At 58.4% G+C, this 19905-nt stretch carries 18 protein-coding genes; 9 read left to right on the top strand and 9 right to left on the bottom strand.

Going from position 1 to position 19905, the window contains the following annotated elements; genetic code table 11:
* Positions 1 to 58 precede the first annotated feature (58 nt).
* The 4 genes from AC27VJ_RS15245 to AC27VJ_RS15230 all read left to right on the top strand — a co-directional run bounded on the left by AC27VJ_RS15245 (position 59) and on the right by AC27VJ_RS15230 (position 4797).
* Positions 59 to 643: a PAS domain-containing protein gene (locus tag AC27VJ_RS15245; RefSeq protein ID WP_488684734.1), complete on the top strand. Its 585-nt coding sequence runs from the start codon at positions 59 to 61 to the stop codon at positions 641 to 643.
* 33 nt (positions 644 to 676) lie between these two features.
* A complete protein-coding gene (locus AC27VJ_RS15240) occupies positions 677 to 4087 on the top strand; it encodes a chemotaxis protein CheB (RefSeq protein ID WP_488684733.1) in 3411 nt (1136 codons plus the stop codon).
* Positions 4077 to 4463 (top strand): response regulator, encoded by a 387-nt coding sequence (locus tag AC27VJ_RS15235; RefSeq protein ID WP_353576722.1) that lies wholly within the window; start codon positions 4077 to 4079, stop codon positions 4461 to 4463. Before AC27VJ_RS15240 ends, AC27VJ_RS15235 begins: the two co-directional genes overlap by 11 nt.
* Before the next feature lie 148 nt (positions 4464 to 4611).
* Positions 4612 to 4797, top strand: a complete 186-nt coding sequence (locus AC27VJ_RS15230; RefSeq protein ID WP_162727816.1) for a hypothetical protein — start codon at positions 4612 to 4614, stop codon at positions 4795 to 4797.
* Positions 4798 to 4803: 6 nt separating this feature from the next.
* Here the strand turns inward: AC27VJ_RS15230 and AC27VJ_RS15225 are convergent, their stop codons facing one another.
* The 6 genes from AC27VJ_RS15225 to AC27VJ_RS15200 all read right to left on the bottom strand — a co-directional run bounded on the left by AC27VJ_RS15225 (position 4804) and on the right by AC27VJ_RS15200 (position 12815).
* Positions 4804 to 5679, bottom strand: a complete 876-nt coding sequence (locus AC27VJ_RS15225; RefSeq protein ID WP_488684732.1) for an aldose epimerase family protein — start codon at positions 5677 to 5679, stop codon at positions 4804 to 4806.
* Positions 5666 to 6853, bottom strand: coding sequence for a galactarate dehydratase (locus AC27VJ_RS15220; RefSeq protein ID WP_488684731.1), 1188 nt, complete (start codon positions 6851 to 6853; stop codon positions 5666 to 5668). Before AC27VJ_RS15220 ends, AC27VJ_RS15225 begins: the two co-directional genes overlap by 14 nt.
* A gap of 39 nt (positions 6854 to 6892) precedes the next feature.
* On the bottom strand, positions 6893 to 8617 hold the full coding sequence (locus AC27VJ_RS15215) for an ABC transporter ATP-binding protein (RefSeq protein WP_488684730.1): 1725 nt from the start codon (positions 8615 to 8617) through the stop codon (positions 6893 to 6895).
* Between the two features lie 8 nt (positions 8618 to 8625).
* The gene (locus tag AC27VJ_RS15210; RefSeq protein ID WP_488684729.1) at positions 8626 to 9750 is read right to left on the bottom strand and encodes an ABC transporter permease; all 1125 of its coding nucleotides are present in this window, start codon (positions 9748 to 9750) and stop codon (positions 8626 to 8628) included.
* A 9-nt stretch (positions 9751 to 9759) separates the two neighbouring features.
* Positions 9760 to 10746, bottom strand: a complete 987-nt coding sequence (locus AC27VJ_RS15205) for an ABC transporter permease (RefSeq protein WP_488684728.1) — start codon at positions 10744 to 10746, stop codon at positions 9760 to 9762.
* Positions 10747 to 10865: 119 nt separating this feature from the next.
* Positions 10866 to 12815: an ABC transporter substrate-binding protein gene (locus tag AC27VJ_RS15200; RefSeq protein ID WP_488684727.1), complete on the bottom strand. Its 1950-nt coding sequence runs from the start codon at positions 12813 to 12815 to the stop codon at positions 10866 to 10868.
* A 346-nt stretch (positions 12816 to 13161) separates the two neighbouring features.
* Here AC27VJ_RS15200 and AC27VJ_RS15195 point away from each other — a divergent pair, with 346 nt between their 5' ends.
* Both AC27VJ_RS15195 and AC27VJ_RS15190 read left to right on the top strand, forming a co-directional pair.
* The gene (locus AC27VJ_RS15195; protein WP_488684726.1) at positions 13162 to 13881 is read left to right on the top strand and encodes a FadR/GntR family transcriptional regulator; all 720 of its coding nucleotides are present in this window, start codon (positions 13162 to 13164) and stop codon (positions 13879 to 13881) included.
* 56 nt (positions 13882 to 13937) lie between these two features.
* Positions 13938 to 14807: an SMP-30/gluconolactonase/LRE family protein gene (locus tag AC27VJ_RS15190; RefSeq protein WP_488684725.1), complete on the top strand. Its 870-nt coding sequence runs from the start codon at positions 13938 to 13940 to the stop codon at positions 14805 to 14807.
* A 15-nt stretch (positions 14808 to 14822) separates the two neighbouring features.
* On the opposite strand, the gene AC27VJ_RS15185 is transcribed toward AC27VJ_RS15190, so the two are convergent.
* The 3 genes from AC27VJ_RS15185 to AC27VJ_RS15175 all read right to left on the bottom strand — a co-directional run bounded on the left by AC27VJ_RS15185 (position 14823) and on the right by AC27VJ_RS15175 (position 16498).
* Positions 14823 to 14987 (bottom strand): hypothetical protein, encoded by a 165-nt coding sequence (locus AC27VJ_RS15185; protein ID WP_353576732.1) that lies wholly within the window; start codon positions 14985 to 14987, stop codon positions 14823 to 14825.
* A 159-nt stretch (positions 14988 to 15146) separates the two neighbouring features.
* A complete protein-coding gene (locus tag AC27VJ_RS15180) occupies positions 15147 to 15341 on the bottom strand; it encodes a hypothetical protein (RefSeq protein ID WP_113088400.1) in 195 nt (64 codons plus the stop codon).
* A gap of 140 nt (positions 15342 to 15481) precedes the next feature.
* Complete coding sequence (locus AC27VJ_RS15175; RefSeq protein WP_488684724.1) at positions 15482 to 16498, bottom strand: substrate-binding domain-containing protein; 1017 nt, start codon at positions 16496 to 16498, stop codon at positions 15482 to 15484.
* Positions 16499 to 16762: 264 nt separating this feature from the next.
* Between AC27VJ_RS15175 and AC27VJ_RS15170 the strand changes: the two genes are divergently transcribed.
* The 3 genes from AC27VJ_RS15170 (at position 16763) to AC27VJ_RS15160 (ending at position 19902) form a co-directional block, all read left to right on the top strand.
* Positions 16763 to 18028 carry an ABC transporter substrate-binding protein gene (locus tag AC27VJ_RS15170; RefSeq protein ID WP_488684723.1) on the top strand — a complete coding sequence of 422 codons (1266 nt, stop codon included), beginning with the start codon at positions 16763 to 16765 and terminating at the stop codon, positions 18026 to 18028.
* Positions 18029 to 18097: 69 nt separating this feature from the next.
* Entirely contained in the window at positions 18098 to 19072 is a 975-nt protein-coding gene (locus tag AC27VJ_RS15165; RefSeq protein ID WP_113088397.1) for a carbohydrate ABC transporter permease, read from the top strand.
* A complete protein-coding gene (locus AC27VJ_RS15160; protein WP_353576734.1) occupies positions 19069 to 19902 on the top strand; it encodes a carbohydrate ABC transporter permease in 834 nt (277 codons plus the stop codon). Before AC27VJ_RS15165 ends, AC27VJ_RS15160 begins: the two co-directional genes overlap by 4 nt.
* Positions 19903 to 19905: the final 3 nt, after the last annotated feature.

The following is a 19905-nucleotide window of genomic DNA, read 5'->3' as shown; positions in this document are numbered from 1 at the left end:
GCCGGAGCCTTTTTTAACACAGCGTGTTATCGTAGCAGTCGATACCTACGTTTGAACGATGAGCGATATGCCCCAGCTTGAAATTGACCGTCCGCTTCAGGATTTCTTCGAAAAATCATCCATTGCCCTGGCACTTGCCCACGCGGACGCCGATAATCATCTGGCTTTGGTCAATGAGCCCTTCTGCAAGCTGACGGGTTATGACAGCAGCGATGTGGTGGGCAGGAACTGCCGGATGTTGCAGACCAGCCCCAAGGGCACGCATGCGCCCAATGATGAGGCGCGCGACAAAATTCATGAGTTTCTGGAGGCGGATGGGCCGGCGACGGTGCGCACACCTATCGTCAATTTTCGAAAAGACGACCAGCCCTTCGTCAATCTGCTCTTCATGTCAAAGTTGAAGGCGGGGTCTGGCCAGGTGCGCTATATTCTGGCGTCGCAGTTCGATGTCAGCCGTGCGCATGCACATTTGCTGCAAGCCTATGACCTCGAGCTTGGGGACACATTGGCGAAGATCAAACCGCTTCTGGACGACCACAACATCATGATCGAGGGCACGCTTGCCACGATTGCGAATTCAACCACCACCATTGCACAGGCAAAACTGACATTAGCGGAACTGGAACAAAACTCCCCCTATTGATCGTTCAGCTTTTGAAATTTCAAGGACGCATGTTTGCCTCAGGATTCTAGTGTTCATCCCGTACCCGTTGTCGGCGTCGGCTCTTCTGCCGGTGGTCTGGAAGCGTTGCGTGAAATGTTAAGCCCGGCGGAAGTGCCGACTGGCCTTGCTTTTGTTGTGGTCCAGCATCTGGACCCACACCATGAAAGCATGCTGGCCGAACTTCTGGACCGTCATACGCAGCTAACCGTTCGCCAATGCGAGGGCGGAGAAGCAATCGAGGCCGACACGGTCTTCATCATTCCCCCGGGCAAAGGCTTGAGCATCGAACAGGGGCGGCTTGTCCTCAACGACTTCGCCCAGCCGCGGGGCCTGCGCCGACCCATCGACGATTTCTTCATTTCGCTGGCAAACGACCAGCAGGCGAATGCCGCCTGCGTTATACTATCCGGCACCGGAGCGGATGGGTCTACGGGGCTGCGCGCCATCAAGGAAAATGGTGGGCTTTGTGTCGTGCAGGAGCCTTCGACGGCGAAATATGACGGCATGCCGGTTTCTGCGACCGGCACCGGCCTTGTCGATTTCGTGCAGCCGCCGCAAAATATTCTCTCCTGCATCGGCGGGTTCTTCTTCCGCCGCAGCCAGGGCGGTGACAAGCGAGAAGCCTCGAAGGTTGCCGATATCGTTGACGATCTTTGCACCGCGCTGCGGCGCACGATTGGCCATGACTTTACCGGTTACAAGCAGACGACCTTCGTGCGCCGCGTGGAGCGCCGCATGCATGTGCTTGGCATCAGCAAGGGCTATGAATATCTGGCACGCGTGCAGACGGACCATGACGAATGCGATGCGCTGTTTCGTGATTTGCTGATCAATGTGACGCGGTTCTTCCGCGACCGGCATTCCTTCGATGTGCTGAATGAACTGGCCATCACCAACCTGATGCAGGATGCGGCGGGCAGCGAAGACGGCGTGCGGGTGTGGGTGCCCGGCTGTTCCAGCGGCGAAGAGGCCTACACGATTGCCATTCTGTTTGCAGAGGCTGCGCGCAGGCTGAACCTGCCCTGCAACGTGCAGATCTTTGCGACCGACATCGATGAAAGCATGCTGAAGATTGCGCGCGAAGGCTCCTACCCCATCGCGTCTTTGGCCGATATTCCGCAGGAATTGCAGGAATATTACATCATTCCCCACAAGGAGCGGTTCAACTTCATCGGCCAAATCAGGGATATGATCCGCTTTTCCGGCCATAGCCTGATCAAGGACCCGCCATTTTCCAAGGTTGATCTGGTTTCCTGCCGTAACCTGCTGATTTATTTCGACGACAAGCTGCAGAAGACGGTCATGCCGCTGCTGCATTATGCCATCCGGCCCGGTGGTTTTTTGTTTCTCGGCTCTTCGGAAAGCGTTGGCCGTTTCGACAGCGTGTTTGCCGTGATCGACCAAAAGGCAAGGCTGTTCGAGCGGCTGCCGGGCTCGCCCAGCTATCCCATTCCGCTGCCGGGAGAGCGGCACGACCGCCGCCCTGCCGTCTCACGGGCCGAAGCACCTGTGGTTTCCGACAGCATCGAGCAGCTTGCCACCAGCCGCCTGATGGAGCGCTATGTGCCAGCGAGCGTGGTGCTGGATAGCGACGGGCAGATCGTTGCTGCCTTTGGCCGGTTGAGCCGTTTTTTTGAATTTCCGGTATCCGGCGTCAACGAGACGAGCGCGGCGACGCTGGCACGTCCCGGTGTGAAAGAGCAGCTGGGAGCGCTGGTTCGGCAGGCACGGACGGAAAAGCGACGCGTGGTGGCACGCAACGTTAATGTCGTCACCGATTTCGGTGCGTTGAAGACGGAAATCATCTGCGATCCACTGGAAGAGAATGCGTTTCTGATCGTCTTTCACGAATCCTCGCAATTCACGCCGCTGGAACCCAGCGATCTCATCGAGCTGGAGCCGGGTAACGGGCACGTCGAAGCGCTGGAGCGGGAGTTGCGGTCTGCGAAATACCGGCTGAGATCTGCCACGGAAGAGCTGGAAACGGCCAATGAGGAGCTGAAGAGTTCCAACGAAGAAATGATGTCGATGAACGAAGAGCTTCAATCGACCAACGAGGAATTGACGACCGTCAATGACGAGTTGAAGACCAAGGTCGATGAGGTAACCGTTGCCAATACCGACCTGCGCAACTTTTTCGATTCCACCAGTCTGGCCGTCATCGTGCTGGACAAGGGCATGCGACTGCGCTCCTACACCCGCGCGGCGACAGCGATTTTTCCGTTGCAGCCGACGGATCGCGGGCGTCCTCTTTCCGATGTCGCGAGCCGTTTTCCATCTCTGGATTTCACGTCGCGCGTTCAAAGCGTCATGGCTGATGGTACGGAATATAACGAGACCGTCATGGACCGGGAGCAGGAGCGCACTTTCTCGCTGCGCATTCTGCCCTATCGCACCGCCGATGGCGCGATTGATGGCGCGACCATCGTCATGACAGATATTTCGCATGCTCTGAGCGTCGAAAGCCAGTTGGCCGCCGAGCAGGAGCGCCATGAGCTTGCCATCGAGGCGGCAGGCATTGGCGTTTGGGAATATCTGCCGGATCGTGGCGAGTTCGTGTTGGGCGGGGCGGCGATGGAGCTGCTTCAGACCCGCGACGGAAGGCCTGCCTTGCAGGCGGTGCTGCAAAACTTCAACGATGTCGATCGGCAGCAATTACGCGAAGCGCTGGATGCCGCCGTTGACGACCACACCGGTTTCGAGCTGACGTCGCGCATCACTGGCCTCAATGGCAAGCCGAGATGGCTGAAGACATTTGCCCGGCATGTGGCTGACAGCGAGCCGGTGCGGATCATCGGCGTCAGTGTCGATGTGACGCCGGAGCATGAGCTTTCCGAAGCGCGTGAGCTGATGCTCAACGAAATGAACCACCGCGTCAAAAACCTGTTTGCGATGATTGGTGGCATTTTGCGCATGGCGGCGCGCAAGCATGACAGCGTCAAAAGTCTGGTGGAGGATGTCGAAGGACGAATATTGGCGCTGGGCAGCGCGCATTCGCTGGCATCCAACCAGAAGCGTACCTCTGCGGTTCATATTCATGAGCTGATCGACACCATCCTCACGCCCTACAACAGGCACGCTTCCATCGATGTCGAGGGTCGCGATTTTCTGATTGCGGTGAACTGCATTACGCCGCTGACGCTGATCCTGCACGAGTGGTCCACCAACGCGCTGAAACACGGTGTGCTGGGCAAAGCGGGTGGGCAATTGCGCATCAACTGGCAGGAAAGCGACCACGCAATCAAATTGGTTTGGAACGAAATCGGCACTGAGGTCGTTGAGGCGCCGGGAGCGGCTGGATTTGGGACAGTGCTCCTGACGAGCGCCGCCAAGCAACTGGGTGGCGCCGTTGCAACCGAGGTGGACGGGGCAAGCTTGACGCACACCCTGACGATGCAGATCAAGGTACGACATGACGCATAAGACTGTTTTGCTGGTGGAAGACGAAATCTTCGTTGCGATGGATATCCAGATGACTCTCGAAGATGAGGGCTGGACCGTTGCAGGACCGTTTCCCAGCACAGCCGAAGCTTTGTCCTACCTCGATGAGAATGTGCCGACCTGCGCCATTCTCGATGTTCGCCTGACAGATGGCGATGTGTTTCCGGTGGCGGATCGCCTGCGGGAAACCAACGTTCCCTTCGTTTTCCACTCCGGCCATGCCGATGGCCGGGCGCTGGAAGAAGCCTATCCCGATTCCGCTTTCTGTCAGAAGCCATGTCTTCCGACGAGCCTGGCGCAGCAAGTCGCCCGGTTGGTAAACAGCCGGATGCCCGCCCGCCGCACGGCGAATGCCTGACCGTTTCATCACGAAAACGTCAAAGCTGATATTTCTGGGAACCACGAGTCCGCGAAAACATTAGATGTGCTGAATGCAGCGTGACGGGCCTCAGACTTGAGGCCCGAAGCGCGGCTTTTTGATTCCTCGCATCGTAAGGACTATTCCCGTGAATCAGAAAACATTGGTCGAGGTTTCCGTTCCGGACCGTGACGGTACCATGATCCCCTACGGCATCATGAACAGCGAACAGGCGGCAGAATTGCCGGAAAGCTACGAAGTACTGATTGCCCACCCCGCTGGCGAGCCGGATTCTGAATCGGGTGAAGATTTGCGCGCGTCCGTCGCGCCGTAGTTGCTATCAGGACGCATGCTCGATGCCGAGCCTGATCAGCCCGCTGAGGCTCTGGCCGGGATCGAGCATTTTTAGGCCGAGAGCGGCACGCTGATGTTCGGGCAGGCTCAGCGTTCCGGCTGCCATCGAAACAGGCTCGATGCAAAGATAGGTCTCGGTGCGGTGGACCGCGAGATGGTTCAAAACCGGATCTGCCTCGATGCTGAGCGAAAAACCATCATTCAAGAGAATTTGCGCGTTGGACCAGCTGGTCAAATGCTGCGTATAACCAGATGTCGCCGGAAGATCGCGCATTGTGCGGGAAACAGGGAATGCACCGGTGGGAACATCGTGCTCGTCCAAAGGATAGGCCATTTGCGCATCTGTCCATGCTTCCCGATCCACACTTGCAGACACATAGGGATGCCAGCCAATGGCGGCGGGGGCTGAAACTTCAGCGCGATTGGTGATGGTAAGTTCCACCGTCAGCCCTTCTGGCGTGAGGGAGAAAGCCTGTTGCGCCTCGAAAGAGAAAGGCCATTCATCATCCGCGTCGTAAGCCAGTGCCAGCACCGCACGATCTGATGACTGACTAACCACACGCCAAGGACGGCGATGTGACGGGCCGTGCATGGCATCCTCCCCCAGTCCAGGGTGCGGCAGGACGATGTACTGCTCTCCGGCATGGGTGAAGCGTGCGCCATAGAGCCTGTTGTGATAGGGGAACAGTGGATAGGCGCCCGCTTTCGGCCAGTTCCACGGATCGAAAACCTCTGACGTGGTTGGTACAAGAAGATCGCCAAACTCCGCATGCGCAAGATGCGTCATGCGCCCACCCCAGGCGGGGCGGATGCGGGCCGTGAACGGCCCGCTTGCAATGCTCACCTCTTCAGGCGAAGGCATAGGAGCCGTCGGGTCGCTTTGGAACGCGGCGTTGCCAGTGGATATAACCGTCTTCCTGCATGGCCTTCTCATCCATCTCGACACCCCAGCCCGGACGGTCTGGCCGCAATTCGAGATAGCCATCTTTCGGCAGATAGGGATCAACCACGTAACGGGTTTCGTCCTCGCGGGTTTCCACATCGGTGCCGCCGTAGACGTAGCATTGCCCCTTCGGTAGGCGGTATTCCAGAATGCGGAAATTCTGCTGGGCGGCGGCGAAGTGGACGTTGACGGCGGTTGCCAGCGGCCCCATCGGATTATGCGGCGCGACGCTGACGAAATGGGCTTCCGCCAGCGTGGCGATGCGGCGCATTTCGGAGATGCCGCCGACGACGCAAATATCCGGCTGAATGATATCGGCACCCTTCACTTGCAGCAGTCGCAGAAATTCGTTGCGGTGATACAGGCTTTCGCCTGTGGCCAGCGTGCAGTTGAGGCCCTGTTTCAGGTCCCCCCACATCTCGATATTTTCCGGGCGCAAAGGCTCTTCGAAAAACAGCGGATCGTAAGGTGCCAGCGCATTGCCGAGTTGACGCGCAGCGGCGGGTTCGAAAATCTTGGCGTGAGCGTCGAAGGCGATATCGTAATCGGAGCGCACGGTTTCGCGCAGCGAACGGAAATACTCCGCCGAACTTCTGACGACCTCACCCCAGCGATGGGCGTGGATATCGAGACGCCACGGGCTGAGCTTGAAGGCGGTGAAGCCCCACTCTTCGTTCAAACGGTCGAATTCTTCCTTGGCCGCCGGTGCATCCGGTGCGGTGTAGACCCCGGCATAGACCTTGATGCGGTCGCGCACTTCGCCACCCAGCAGCTTGTAGACCGGCACGCCTGCGGCCTTGGCGGCCAGATCCCACAGGCAATGGTCGAGCGCGGACATGGCAGACAGGCCGAGTGCACCGGGCGGAAAGCGGTTCTGCTGGAGCATGAGATTATAGAGGTATTCGACCCGCGTCGGGTCTTGGCCCGCGAGGAAATTATAGAGGTAATCGAGGATCGGCGGCAGTGCGAGGTCTGGGCCATGATTGTAGCATTCGCCCCAGCCGGTCAGCCCGTCATCGGTATCCAGCGCCACGACGACACGCGGGCGGTCCTTGTCGCGGGTGACGAATACCCGCATGCGATCGATTTTCATGCTTTTGTCTTCCTCATGGATTTTAGAAGCCGTGCCGTGTCATCCAGCCTTGCTTTCGGTCTTGGCGATGGTTGGTTCAATGTAACGGAAGCGACGGGTGCGATCGCGGTCACGCGGATCGGGACGCGGAATGGCGGAGAGAAGCGCCTGCGTGTAGGGATGATCCGGCGCGTTGCAGACCTTTTCCGCATCGCCCACTTCCACCAGCTTGCCGCGATACATGACGCCGACCCGGTCGCACATATATCTGATGACGCCGATATCGTGGGAGATGAAGATGTAGGCGAGGCCCAGTTCATCCTGCAGGCGCATCAGCAAATCCAGCACCTGGAAGCGGACGGAGACGTCGAGCGCAGATGTGGCTTCGTCCGCAACGATGATGCGAGGCTTGAGCGTAATGGCGCGGGCGATGCCGATGCGCTGGCGTTGACCGCCGGAAAAGGCGTGCGGGTACCGTTCACGCCCGGCAGGGTCCAGCCCCACCTGATCCATCAGCGCGCAGACGCGTTCGTCAAGCTCCTTGCCCTTGGCGATGCCATTGACCAGTAGCGGTTCACCGATGACCTGCGCCACCGTCATGCGCGGGTTGAGCGAGCCGAAGGGGTCCTGGAACACCATGCGCAACTCGCGCCGGGCGGCTTTGAGTTCAGCGCCTTCGATCTTGGCGAGATCGACGACCGTACCATCCACCTTACGATAGAGCATCTCGCCGCCGGTCGGGTCGTAAAGCCGCATGATGGAGCGGCCCATGGTGGTCTTGCCGGAGCCGCTTTCGCCAACGATGCCCAGTGTTTCGCCCGGCAGGAGCTTGATGGAGACGCCATCCAGCGCTTTCATCTCGCCGAAGTGCATGGAAAGGTCTTTGACCTCCAGAATGGGCGCAGCGGTGAGATCAAGCGGCGGGCGGGCGAGCCGTATCTCGGCCTTCTGTTCTAGCTTCAGAACGGAGCCGATCAGCATGCGGGTGTAAGGGTCTTGGGGGCTGTGGAAGATTTGCTCGACCGTGCCATATTCCTTGGCAACGCCGTGATGCATGACCAGCACGTCATCGGCAATCTGCGCCACCACGCCCATATCATGGGTGATGAACAGCACGGCCATGCCATGCGCTTTTTGCAGGCGGGCGATAAGGTCGAGGATTTCGGCCTGCGTGGTGACGTCAAGCGCTGTCGTCGGTTCATCGGCGATCAGCAATTGCGGTTTGCAGGCCAGCGCCATGGCGATCATGGCGCGCTGGCGCATGCCGCCGGAATATTGGAAAGCATATTTGTCCAGCGCGGTTTCCGGGTTGGGAATTTCCACCTGCCGCAGCAGTTCGATGGCTTCCGCCCTCGCCTGCGCCTTGCTCATTTTCAGATGCAGACGCAGCACTTCGGTAATCTGATCACCCACCGTATGCACCGGCGACAGCGAGGACATCGGTTCCTGGAAAATCATCGAGATGTCGGCACCGCGCACCGAACGAATGGCGCGGCTGCGCGGATCAAGCTTTGCCAGATCGAGCGTCGTTCCATTCGCACGGTTGAGGATGATGGAGCCGGACGCGATGTGGCCGGGGCTATCGATGATCTGGAGGATGGAGCGTGCGGTAACGGATTTGCCCGACCCGCTTTCGCCCACCACGCACAAGGTCTTGCCCGGATCAATCGAGAAGGACAGGTCGTTGACGGCGCGAAAGACGCCATTACGGACCGGAAATTCCGTAACCAGATTGCGGACTTCGAGGAGCGGCTTTGCAGGCTTGATCGAGAGAATATCGCTCATCTGTGGCCTCACTTGTTGTAGGGATCGGCTGCATCACGCAGACCGTCACCGAGCAGGTTGAGCGCCATGACGGCGACGACAACAGCGACGCCGGGCAGGAACAGCCAGGGTGCGGTTGCGATGGAGCGAATATTCTGGGCTTCGCGCAGCAGCACGCCCCATGAAATGGTTGGCGGTTGCAGGCCAAGGCCGAGGAAGGAGAGCGACGTCTCGGCAAGGATCATCGCCGGAACCGCCAGAGTGACCGAAGCGATGATGTGGCTGGAAAAGCTGGGCAGCATGTGACGGAAGATGATGCGGCCTTCCGGCACGCCATCCAGACGGGCTGCGGCCACGAACTCCTCGGTTCTGAGCGACAGGAAGCGGCCACGCACGACACGGGCAAGCTGCGCCCAGCCGGTGAGCGACAGGATGATGGTGATCATCATATATTGAAGCGTGGCGGGCCAACCTTGCGGCAGTGCTGCGGCCATGGCCAGCCATATGGGTATGGTCGGCAGCGACAGCACGAAATCGATGACGCGCTGCATGACGAAATCGATGCGCCCGCCATAATAACCGGAGATGCCGCCAAGGACGACGCCGAGCAGCAACGAGAAGAACACGCCGACGAGACCGATGGACAGCGAAATCTGCGAGCCCTGCACCACGCGGCTGAAGACATCGCGCCCCAGACGATCTGCCCCAAATAGGAAGAGCGGGCGGGTCTTATCGGTGGAGGCCAGAAGGTGGATGTTGGTGTTAAACAGGCCAAGGACCGAATATTCGTAACCGCGACCGAAAAGCTGGATCGGGATTTTCTTGCCCGTGTCTTCCACGAAGACGGCGGCCAGTGTTTCAGGATTACGCGTTAGCTTCAGCGGATAATAGTGCAGGCCGACGGAGAAACCATTTGTCGTATCGATGAAATGGACCCGCTGCGGTGGATAGAAGGTGGCGCGGGCGTTTTGCAGAACGGGATCGTTGATGGCAAAGAAGCCCGGCACGAGCGCCACAATGTACATGGCAACGGTGATGAACAGCGCGGCCATGGCCAGCCGGTGGCGTTTGAACGCCCACCAGATGAGCTGCCATTGTGAGGCAACGGCGGCACGGTCCGGGCGGACAGCAGTGGTGATGGCAATGTCACTCATGACGCCCTCCTATTCGAGACGGATGCGGGGATCGACCAGCGCCAGCAAGATGTCGCTGATGAGCGATCCGATCAGCGTCAGTGCGCAGATCAGGAGCACGAAGGCCCCGGCGAGATACATGTCCTGCGCCATCAGCGACTGCAAAAGCAGCGGCGCGGCAGTGGGCAGGTTGAGCACGATGGCAACGACGACCGAGCCCGAAATGAGGTTGGGCAGCAGCCACGCGATGGTGGAAATGAAGGGGTTGAGAGCGATGCGCAGAGGGTATTTCGTCAGCAGGCGAAACTCAGACAGGCCCTTGGCGCGTGCCGTGGTGACATAGGGTTTCGGCAATTCATCCAGCATATTGGCGCGCATGACGCGGATAAGGCTGGCGGTGGAGGAGATGGCGAGAATGGCGACCGGCAACCAGATATGCGCCATGAGATCAACCATCTTGGCGATGCTCCAGGATGCGGTTTCATATTCCGGCGAAAACAGCCCGCCGACATCGGCCCCGAACTCGACCGCTGCGATATACATCAGCACCAGCGCGAGCAGGAAGGACGGCACCGAAAGGCCGAAGAAGGAAAAAGCCGTGAAGAGATAGTCGCCAATCGAGTATTTACGGACGGCGGAGAAAACGCCGATGGGAAGGGCGATGGCCCATGTTGCCAGAAGGCTTGCGACAGCCAGAACCAGCGTCAGCGCCATGCGTTCCCAGATGAGGCCCGACACCGGCTGCTGCCACTCGAAGGATATGCCGAAATCACCACGGCTGATAATGCCCCATATCCATTTCAGATATTGAATGATCATCGGGTCATCGAGGCCGAAACGTTCACGCAATTGCGCTGCCGTGTTGTGGTCGATGACTTCGTTGGAGGCGGCCAGCGTGGCGATATAGGTCGTCACATAATCGCCCGGTGGCAACTGGATGAGGACGAAGGCCAGAAAACTGACGGCAAACAGGGACGGGATCATCCACAGCAGGCGTTTCACGATAAAAATCAGCATGTCGCTCTCGCAATCACATTTTACCGCGCACGCCAGCCGTCACTGAACGACGGATTGCGGGCGGTCGACACAGACTGAAAGCGTCGCCGCCGTGAGACGGCGACGCCAAAGTGACGTTGTTAGCTTGTGAAGGTGAACTGCTGCGGCAGCGCCGGACCGGGGTTCGGCCAGGTCCAGCTGTCAGGTTCCGTCTCCGGCACGTTGCGCAGATTGTTGCGGATGATGCCGAAACCACCGACGGCGAGGCAAAGACCGATGGTCTCGAACTCTTCTGCCGCAATATCGAAGATCTGCTTCATCTTCTCGCCGCGCTTGGCAAGATCGGCCGTCGAGCGTGCTTCATCGAACAGCTTGAAGCGCTGCTTCTGGCTTTCCGGCGGCTCTTCACCCTTCTGGCCGTTGGATGTGTACCAAAGCGCCCAAGGGATAGCGTAGCGCGAGCCCTGTGGATGGAAGGCGAAGAAGTCACGCGGATCGAGCATCGGGTCAAGACCGCCGGGGCCGGGCCACACCGCTGCATCATGGGCATTGTCATCGCCGCGTGTGTAGTAGAGTGCGCGCTCAATGGTGTTGACCTTGATATCGACGCCGATCTGCGCCCACTGCGCCTTTACCAGTTCCAGCGAATCCACCAGATCGGGATAAAGCGTCGGGATGACATCGATGGAGAAGAAGACCGGCTGGCCATCTGGACGCAGACGTATGCCGTTGTCGTTTTTCTTGTCGTAACCGGCCTTGTCGAGCAACTCGTTAGCCTTATCCGCATCGTATTCCGTGTTCTGGCGGGCCAGCTTTTCGTGGTACCACGGATGGGTCGGGCGCGGCCCGGCCTGATAGCCTTCGCTCTGGCCGAAATAGACGATGTCGATGATTTCCTGCCGGTTAAGGCCGATGGACAGCGCCTGACGGAAGGATTTATCGGCGAACATTTTGCGCATCGCCGGGTCTTTATGGGTGATGTTGAGGTAGATCTGGCACTGCTGCGCGGCAGATGGCACCAGCGTCAGCAGGCGATAATCGCCCTTTTTCATGTTTTGCGACAGGGTCGGCTTGTTGGCGAGAACGCTGATATGGCGTTCCTGAATGTCGATCTTGCCGGAGATGACGTTCAGCATCAGCGATTCGACATCCTGTGAAATGCCGAAGTTGATTTCATCGATGTAAGGCAGCTGATTGCCTTCGGTATCGACCTGCCAGAAATATGGATTGCGGGTCATGACCACGCGCGTCGCGCCGCCGGAATATGGCTCCTTGACGACCCAAGGATCAAGCGTTGGCTTGTCGACATTCGACCAGCGCGAGGGAATTTCGATATCGCCGCACTTGGCGCGGAACAATTCGGTCCAGCTGGACACGCCCGCGGCCTTCACATCGGCGTCCAGCGCCGTGTTGTATTTCGGCAGGAACTTGCTGCAATAGTGCTTGGCGAACATCGTCGGATGCTGGCCGAGCGGTGTCGCGAGGTTTTCGAGATAGAGCGCGTTCGGTGCGGCGAAGGTGAATTTAACCGTAAAGTCATCGACTTTTTCGACGTTGACAGCTTTGCCCGCGACAGACAATTGCGCAGGTGCAGAGCTGTAAAGCTCCTTGTTCTTGATGCAGTCCTCAATGGCGAAGACGACGTCATCTGCGGTGAAGGGATGGCCGTCAGACCACTTGGCACCTTGGATAAGATGGAATGTGAACTGTGAGGCGTCGTCGCTGACCTCCCATTTTTCCGCCAGGTTCGGCAGAACTTCGGTGAAGTCCATGTTCCAGCGTACGAGGCCCTGATTGCCGACCATGCGCAGAATGCCGTTATGATCCGAAGAGCCGCGCAGGCCGCGACGCAGCGTGCCGCCATAGGTGCCGATTTTTTCGTGCGGTGTGACCACCATTGGATTTTTCGGCAGGCGGTCTGCCAGCGGCGGCAGCTTGCCGTCCTTGACCAAGGCGGCCAGATCCGGCGCTTCCTTGCCCCCGGCGGCCATGGCCGAGGTTCCGATGAGGGATAGGGCAGCAACGCCCCCTACTCCGGCCATAAAGCCACGGCGCGTTACGCCCAGCGAAAACGCATCAGCATCGCTCATAAATAATCCTCCCAAAATCTCCCCGGCAGCGACAGGGCTCCCACCCTGCCGCAACGGCCCTCCCGGCCAGCCAGCGCACCGATCCTCCACCGGCAGGCAAACCATATGAGCGTTTTCAGATGATTACAAGTATTGACAGATTTTTACAGATTTTTTATTGAGGAGGGGAAATATGCGGCCGGCAAGGCGGTAGGAAAGAGATGCGATACGAGCAAAATACTCAGGCTTACCATCCTTACACGGGTGGTCCGGGCCTCATCATTCCCGCCTCGCAATGTTTCTTTCATGGTCCATACGCAGCGAAAAGACGCAACAAACTCAGCGGTTTGCAACAAAAGGGGCGCTGATGGACAATCTGGCTACAGCGACGCCCGCAAGAAGCGAAACGCGTTTCAGCGATATCATCTACGAAAAGATCGTCGGCATGATTTCCGACGGGCGCTTTCCGGTAAACGAGCGTCTGCCTTCGGAGCAGAGCCTTGCGACACTGTTCGGCGCATCCCGTCCTGTCGTGCGCGAGGCGTTGGAGAGGCTGCGCAACGACGATCTGATCGTTTCTCGCAAAGGCTCCGGCTCCTATGTGCGGCAACAGCCGGACTCGTCGGTACTTCAACAAATTCCTGTGGGCTCGCTAGCCGACGTGCAGCGTTTTTTCGAATTCCGCGCCGGGCTGGAAGCGGCAGCGGCGGAGCTTGCGGCGCGCAACTGGCAGGCGTCTGACAGAACACGGATCGAGCAGGCTATCCTGGCGCTGGAACGTTGTCTGGAGCGCGGCGATCTGGGCGCAGATGAAGACTTCGCCTTGCACGAAACCATCGCCATTGCCAGCCAGAACCAGTTTCACATCACTGTGCGCACATGGTTTAGGCCGCATTTTTCCATCGGCCAATCGGTCACGCGCAGCCTCAGCCTCAAGCGCACACCGCAGCATGTGCGCGACGTGGAGAATGAGCACAGCGCAATCGTCAATGCCATTTTCGCGCGCCGGGAGCAGGATGCTCATGACGCGATGAAAAACCACATATTGAAAGCGCGAGCCCGAATGTTTCAGGGCGTGGGCGGCTGAGACGACGACAACTTCCGCTTATCACCCACCGAACAGAGGCACTGGAGCCAAGGGTAATGACCGCGCCGCGGATAATCGAACCAGCCTTTCGCCAGATGATCGATGTGCCGCTACGCGTGGGCGAATCGCCCGTGTGGGACGACAGGACCGGTGACCTATGGTTCGTCGATATTCTGGCTCCCGCCGTGTTTCGACTGCGGCGGAGCGGAACGCTGGACCGGTTCGACATGCCTGCACCCGTGGGCTGTCTCGGCCTTTGCCAAAGTGATGTCGTGGCCGTTGGGCTGCAAACAGGTGTGCATCTGCTCAATCCTGCGACGGGAAAGCTGGAGCGCCTCTGCGACCCCGATAATGGCCGCGCGGATAGCAGGCTCAACGACGGCAAAGTCGGGCCGGACGGACATTTTTGGGTTGGCACGCGCGATGAAGCCGTGCCGCAGACAGGTAATGCCCGTCTGTACCGCGTTGCGCCGGATGGCAGTTTTCAATGCTTGATCTATGGCAACATGCTGACATCGAACGGGCTGGCCTGGAGCCCTGATGGGCGGCGCATGTTTCATTCCGACAGCAGCGGCTTGCTGCTTCAGGTTTTCGACTTCGATGCGGAAACCGGTACGCTAGGGCTAGCGCAACGGCTGCATGATTTCGTACCTGATGAAGGCAGGCCGGATGGCGCAGCGACGGATAGCTCGGGATTTTACTGGAGTGCGGGCGTTGGCGGCGGGCGAATCAACCGGTTTTCGCCTGATGGAGATATGGTTGAGGTCTACGCCCTGCCCTTCAAGGGACCGACCATGCCGTGTTTCGGCGGTGCCGATCTCAAAACGCTCTACGTGACGAGCTTGACCACCGATAATACGGTCGGGACTGTTATTGCCATGGATGTACCGGTAGCGGGTGCGCCCGTCCACCGGTTTGCGATTTAGTCGCTTCAATGCGCGCTAAAGCACGCGCGGGACATCGTCATTTTCGTCTGGATTGGGAAGCGGAAGATCGTCCGGCAGGCCATCGGGCTCGGGTTCCTTGACGGGCGGAACGTCTGGCTGAGGCGGGATGGATGGCGGCGGCACCGGGTTTGGTACGGGCTCTACGGGAATTACAGTCATCGGCATGTCCTGTCATGAATTTGGCGGGCAGCGCCTTGTCTGAAATTGCCAACCGGTCCACTTGCGTTTGCCGATATCGGTCCATTCAAACTTGGTGCTGCCCGCCTTGCAATTCTCGACGGGTAAACGTGTGGATACCTTCACGGTTCCAAATGAGGTTCAGGCGAAGCCAAGCGAGCTGCGCGCAATTTCGCGCTGATCACCATAGTCGCGCAGATGGGCTTCGTGGCCATGTTCGCGTGCAATGACGCGGTTAACCTGCATGTCGGGCATTTGCAGAAGCGCGTCCGCATAGGTGCCGGTTTCGTCTTCATCGACGACAGAATTCGGTGCTGTTTTCAAAAAATCGAACATGGCTTCCTCCCATTCGAACGTCTTAACGCATCAGTTGCCGACTGTGTTCCCTCCGTCATAGCCCAACAACCGATATGTATTAAAACAATAATACAACACGGTTTTTTGACAATCCGTTACGGTGGTTCGTTAATAAAATATCAGCTTGCGGGACCGGAGGATTGGCGCAGAACCAGATCGACCGGCCAAAGCTCCTGACACTCGCTGACAGGCCGCCCGGCGATGATCTGCAACAGCAAATCAGTGACCCTTTCGCCCGCCATTCTCTGCGGAGAACGGGTGGTCGAGAGCGATGGCAGCATGCTTTCCGGCGTCAGATAGGAGAACACGTCATCATGGGCGATAACGGAGACATCCTTGCCGATGGTGAGACCCAACTGGCTTGCCGCGCGATAAACGCCCTGCGCCGTCATCATGGCGCCCGCCACGAAGGCGGTTGGTCGCGATGCTTTTTCGAGAAGCGAGCGGGCAAACTGGAAGGCGGTCTCTTCGCTGAAGGGAGCAGCCAGGACCATCCGCGAATCATAGTCGACATTCATGGTGGCAAGCGCGTCCCGATAGCCATTTTCGCGGTCGATCACGAAGGTTCTGCCGTTGGGACCGTTGATGAAGGCTATCTTGCGGTGGCCACGCTCCAGCAGATGGGTGGTGGAGAGATAGGTGACGGAGTGGTTGTCGATATCCAGCCAGGCATGTTCAAGCTTCGAGCTGGAGCGACCGTGGACGATGAAGGGAACGCCCAGCTTGTGCAGAAGCGCAATGCGCTCGTCATCGGGGCGCGGTGAGTGGATGATGATGCCATCTACCCGACCGCTTTCGGCCAAACGGCTGAAGATTCGCAGCTCTTCACCCAGATCATTATCGGTGGTGACGCTAACGACGATGTCGGTATCTTCACCTTCCAGACGGCTGGCCATGCCGCCCATGAATTCCGAGAAGAAATGCCCGCCGCCGCTGCGCCCCATGACGACGCCGATGGCACCTGCCCGACCGGTGACCAGCCGCACGGCATTGGCGTTGGGCCTATAGCCGAATTTGCGGGCAGCCTCCATGACGCGCTCACGCGTTTCCGGGCGCACCTCGGGGTAGCCGCCCAGCGCACGGCTGACCGTTGTGGGAGATAACCCGACCTTTTCCGCAAATTCCTTGAGTTTCATGAGCCCCGCCGTTTTCCCTTGAATGCGGCCAACAGCGTTTAGTTTCAAGCTCCAAAATTTGAAATCGATTTCAATACACGGAAATCGCTTACGCCAAATTTCGAAAACAGGGGGAAACTTTAAGGGCTATTCGCCGTTAAGTGGCGATGAACCCTCTAAAATCGAAACCCATTGACACCGTCTCGCGAATTTGTCAGCTTTGCGAAGTCGAAAGCGTTTTCAATTTAGAGGATGGTTGAAAAACGGCATGGAGGAGTTTTGACGATGAATGTTTCTATGAAAGTTTTGTTCCTGTGCGGCAGCGTGCTGTCCACAGGCTTTGCCGCGCAGGCAGCCGAGATTTCGATGGCTGCGAATTCGACGGGCAAGAACCTGAATTTTATCCGCGAGCAGCTGGTGGAATTCGAAAAGCAGACCGGCCACAAGGTCAAGCTGGTGACGATGCCACCATCATCCAGCGAGCAGTTCAGCCAATACCGACTTTGGCTGGCCGCCGGTAACACCGATGTCGATGTCTACCAGACCGACGTTGTGTGGGCACCGCAGCTGGCCGAGCAGTTCGTTGATTTGACCGAGGCCGCCAAGGACGTCGTTGCCAAGCACTTCCCATCCGTCATCGCGTCACAGACGGTGGATGGCAAGCTGGTTGCCATGCCGATGTATACGGATGCCCCCGCCCTGTTCTACCGCAAGGATTTGCTGGAAAAATACGGCAAGCAGCCGCCCAAGACCTGGAAGGAACTGGCTGAGACAGCCAAGGACGTTCAGGACAAGGAACGGGAAACTGGCCAGAAGGACATGTGGGGCTTCGTGTTTCAGGGCAGCGCCTATGAGGGCCTGACCTGCAACGCGCTGGAATGGATCGCATCTGCTGGCGGCGGCCACATTGTCGAGACCAATGGCGACATCAGCATCAACAATGAGAAAGCCGCAGCTGCCCTTGAAACGGCGAAAAGCTGGATCGGCACGATTTCTCCGCCGGGTGCACTTGCCTATAAGGAAGAGGAAGCACGCGGCGTCTGGCAGACCGGCAATTCCGTGTTCATGCGCAACTGGACCTATGTCTATGCGCTGGGCAATGGCGGCGACAGTTCCATCAAGGGCAAGTTCGGCGTCGTGCCTTTGCCTGCGGGAACGGAAGGCGAAGCGGCAGCCTCCACTCTGGGCGGCTGGAACGCAGCGGTTTCCAAATATTCCAAGAACCAGGAAGCAGCCATTGCGCTGGTGAAATTCCTCGGCTCCGAGGAAACACAGAAGAAGCGGGCGGTCGAGCTTTCCAACATGCCGACCATTGCTTCTCTTTATGACGACAAGGATGTTGCAGCCGCGCAGCCTTTCATGCCGCTGTGGAAGCCTATTTTCGAAACCGCCGTGCCGCGACCATCTGCGGCAACCAAGGTGAAATATAACGAGGTTTCCGCCAAGTTCTGGGGTGCGGTTCACAACACGCTGTCCGGCACCGGCACCGCTGCCGAAAACCTCGAACTTCTCGAAGTCGAGCTCACCGATCTCAAGGGTAACAGCTGGTAACACGGCTTTACACGTCAGGCGGTCGTCACCGGCCGCCTGACCTCTGTTTAAAAACGGTGGGAATTCCTCATGACCAAAATCGCCTCTGACCGGCCTGCGGCAGCAGCAATGACGGGGTCCGATCTACAATCGGAACGTCTGCGCTCCGCATGGCTGTTTCTTGCCCCGACATTTCTGACGCTAGCGCTGGTTGCCGGTTGGCCGCTGATGAGAACGGTCTGGTTCAGCCTGACCGATGCCTCGTTGACCAGCCTTTCCGATGCGCAATTCGTCGGCCTGAAAAACTATCTCTCCTGGATTACGCTGAGCAGCGGCCGCACGGTTTATCGTGGGCTTCTGGCCGACCCCGCCTGGTGGGGTGCGGTGTGGAACACGCTGAAATTCACACTGATATCCGTTTCCGTCGAAACCGTGCTCGGCCTGATCGTCGCGCTGGTTTTGAATGCTGAATTCAAGGGGCGCGGGCTCGTGCGCGCCGCCATCCTTATTCCCTGGGCCATTCCCACCATCGTGTCGGCGCGCATGTGGGCATGGATGTTGAACGACCAATTCGGCATTCTCAACGACATGATGCTCAATCTCGGCCTTATCTCGCAAAAGATCGCCTGGACCGCCAACCCCGAAACCGCGATGACGGCAGTGCTGATCGTGGATGTGTGGAAGACGACGCCCTTCATGGCGCTGCTCATTCTGGCCGGTCTGCAAATGGTGCCGAAGGATATGTATGAGGCCGCCAAGGTGGATGGCATTCATCCCATCAAGGTCTTCTGGCGCGTGACGCTTCCGATGATCCGGCCTGCGCTGATGGTGGCGGTGATTTTCCGCATGCTGGATGCCATGCGCGTCTTCGACCTCATCTACATTCTGACGCCGAACAATTCCCAGACCCGCACCATGTCTGTGCTGGCGCGTGAAAACCTGTTCGACTTCGACAAGTTCGCTTACGGCGCAGCGGCATCGACCATGCTTTTCCTCATCATCGCGTCCATCACCATCATCTATATGTGGCTTGGCCGGGTTAACACCGATGGAGGAGCACGATGACAGCTTCCAGCCTCATCAAGAACACGGCGTTTTATGCGCTGGTTGCGATCATCGTCATCGTTGCGGTGTTTCCGTTCTATTACGCGATCCTGACGAGCTTCAAAACCGGAACGGCGCTGTTCGAAATCAACTATCTGCCGACGAACATCTCGTTCAGCAATTACAGCGACGTGCTGGGCAATGACAGCTTCCTGCGCAATCTCGGCAATTCGCTCATGGTTGCGACCTGCGTCGTCGCCTTGTCGCTTTTCCTTGCCGTAACCGCCGCTTACGCCTTGGCGCGGGTGCGCTTCAGAGGCCGTTCGCTTCTGCTGCTGACAATCCTGTCGGTTTCGATGTTTCCCCAGATTGCGGTGCTTGCCGGTCTGTTCGAGCTCATCCGCTGGGCCGGTGTCTTCAACACGCCGCTTGCGCTGATCTTTTCCTACATGATCTTCACCCTGCCCTTCACGGTCTGGGTTCTGACGACTTTCATGCGGGATCTGCCGGTCGAAATAGAAGAAGCGGCGATCGTCGATGGTGCCTCGCCCTGGGTCATCATCATGCAGGTCTTCCTGCCTTTGATGTGGCCAGCGCTGGTGACCACCGGATTGCTGGCTTTCATTGCCGCTTGGAACGAGTTTCTGTTTGCCCTGACATTCACCTCGTCCAACGAGCAGCGCACGGTGCCGGTCGCCATCGCGCTTCTGTCCGGCAGTTCGCAATTTGAAATTCCATGGGGAACGATCATGGCGGCTTCCGTCATCGTCACCGTCCCTCTCGTCATCCTCGTTCTGATCTTCCAGCGGCGCATCATTTCCGGTCTGACGGCCGGTGGCGTCAAAGGTTAGGAG

It is taken from the genome of Agrobacterium sp. 20P9.1.2, from assembly GCF_057799395.1.
Note: the sequence above shows the minus strand (reverse complement) of the source record. Positions and strands in the feature narration are given on the sequence as shown.

Bases quoted from the DNA above. Each gene is read 5' to 3' on its own strand.
- AC27VJ_RS15245 (WP_488684734.1), top strand. From the start codon at position 59: ATGAGCGATATGCCCCAGCTTGAAATTGACCGTCCGCTTCAGGATTTC.
- AC27VJ_RS15235 (WP_353576722.1), top strand. From the start codon at position 4,077: ATGACGCATAAGACTGTTTTGCTGGTGGAAGACGAAATCTTCGTTGCG.
- AC27VJ_RS15225 (WP_488684732.1), bottom strand. From the start codon at position 5,679: ATGCCTTCGCCTGAAGAGGTGAGCATTGCAAGCGGGCCGTTCACGGCC.
- AC27VJ_RS15220 (WP_488684731.1), bottom strand. From the start codon at position 6,853: ATGAAAATCGATCGCATGCGGGTATTCGTCACCCGCGACAAGGACCGC.
- AC27VJ_RS15215 (WP_488684730.1), bottom strand. From the start codon at position 8,617: ATGAGCGATATTCTCTCGATCAAGCCTGCAAAGCCGCTCCTCGAAGTC.
- AC27VJ_RS15210 (WP_488684729.1), bottom strand. From the start codon at position 9,750: ATGAGTGACATTGCCATCACCACTGCTGTCCGCCCGGACCGTGCCGCC.
- AC27VJ_RS15205 (WP_488684728.1), bottom strand. From the start codon at position 10,746: ATGCTGATTTTTATCGTGAAACGCCTGCTGTGGATGATCCCGTCCCTG.
- AC27VJ_RS15200 (WP_488684727.1), bottom strand. From the start codon at position 12,815: ATGAGCGATGCTGATGCGTTTTCGCTGGGCGTAACGCGCCGTGGCTTT.
- AC27VJ_RS15195 (WP_488684726.1), top strand. From the start codon at position 13,162: ATGGACAATCTGGCTACAGCGACGCCCGCAAGAAGCGAAACGCGTTTC.
- AC27VJ_RS15190 (WP_488684725.1), top strand. From the start codon at position 13,938: ATGACCGCGCCGCGGATAATCGAACCAGCCTTTCGCCAGATGATCGAT.
- AC27VJ_RS15185 (WP_353576732.1), bottom strand. From the start codon at position 14,987: ATGACTGTAATTCCCGTAGAGCCCGTACCAAACCCGGTGCCGCCGCCA.
- AC27VJ_RS15180 (WP_113088400.1), bottom strand. From the start codon at position 15,341: ATGTTCGATTTTTTGAAAACAGCACCGAATTCTGTCGTCGATGAAGAC.
- AC27VJ_RS15175 (WP_488684724.1), bottom strand. From the start codon at position 16,498: ATGAAACTCAAGGAATTTGCGGAAAAGGTCGGGTTATCTCCCACAACG.
- AC27VJ_RS15170 (WP_488684723.1), top strand. From the start codon at position 16,763: ATGAATGTTTCTATGAAAGTTTTGTTCCTGTGCGGCAGCGTGCTGTCC.
- AC27VJ_RS15165 (WP_113088397.1), top strand. From the start codon at position 18,098: ATGACCAAAATCGCCTCTGACCGGCCTGCGGCAGCAGCAATGACGGGG.
- AC27VJ_RS15160 (WP_353576734.1), top strand. From the start codon at position 19,069: ATGACAGCTTCCAGCCTCATCAAGAACACGGCGTTTTATGCGCTGGTT.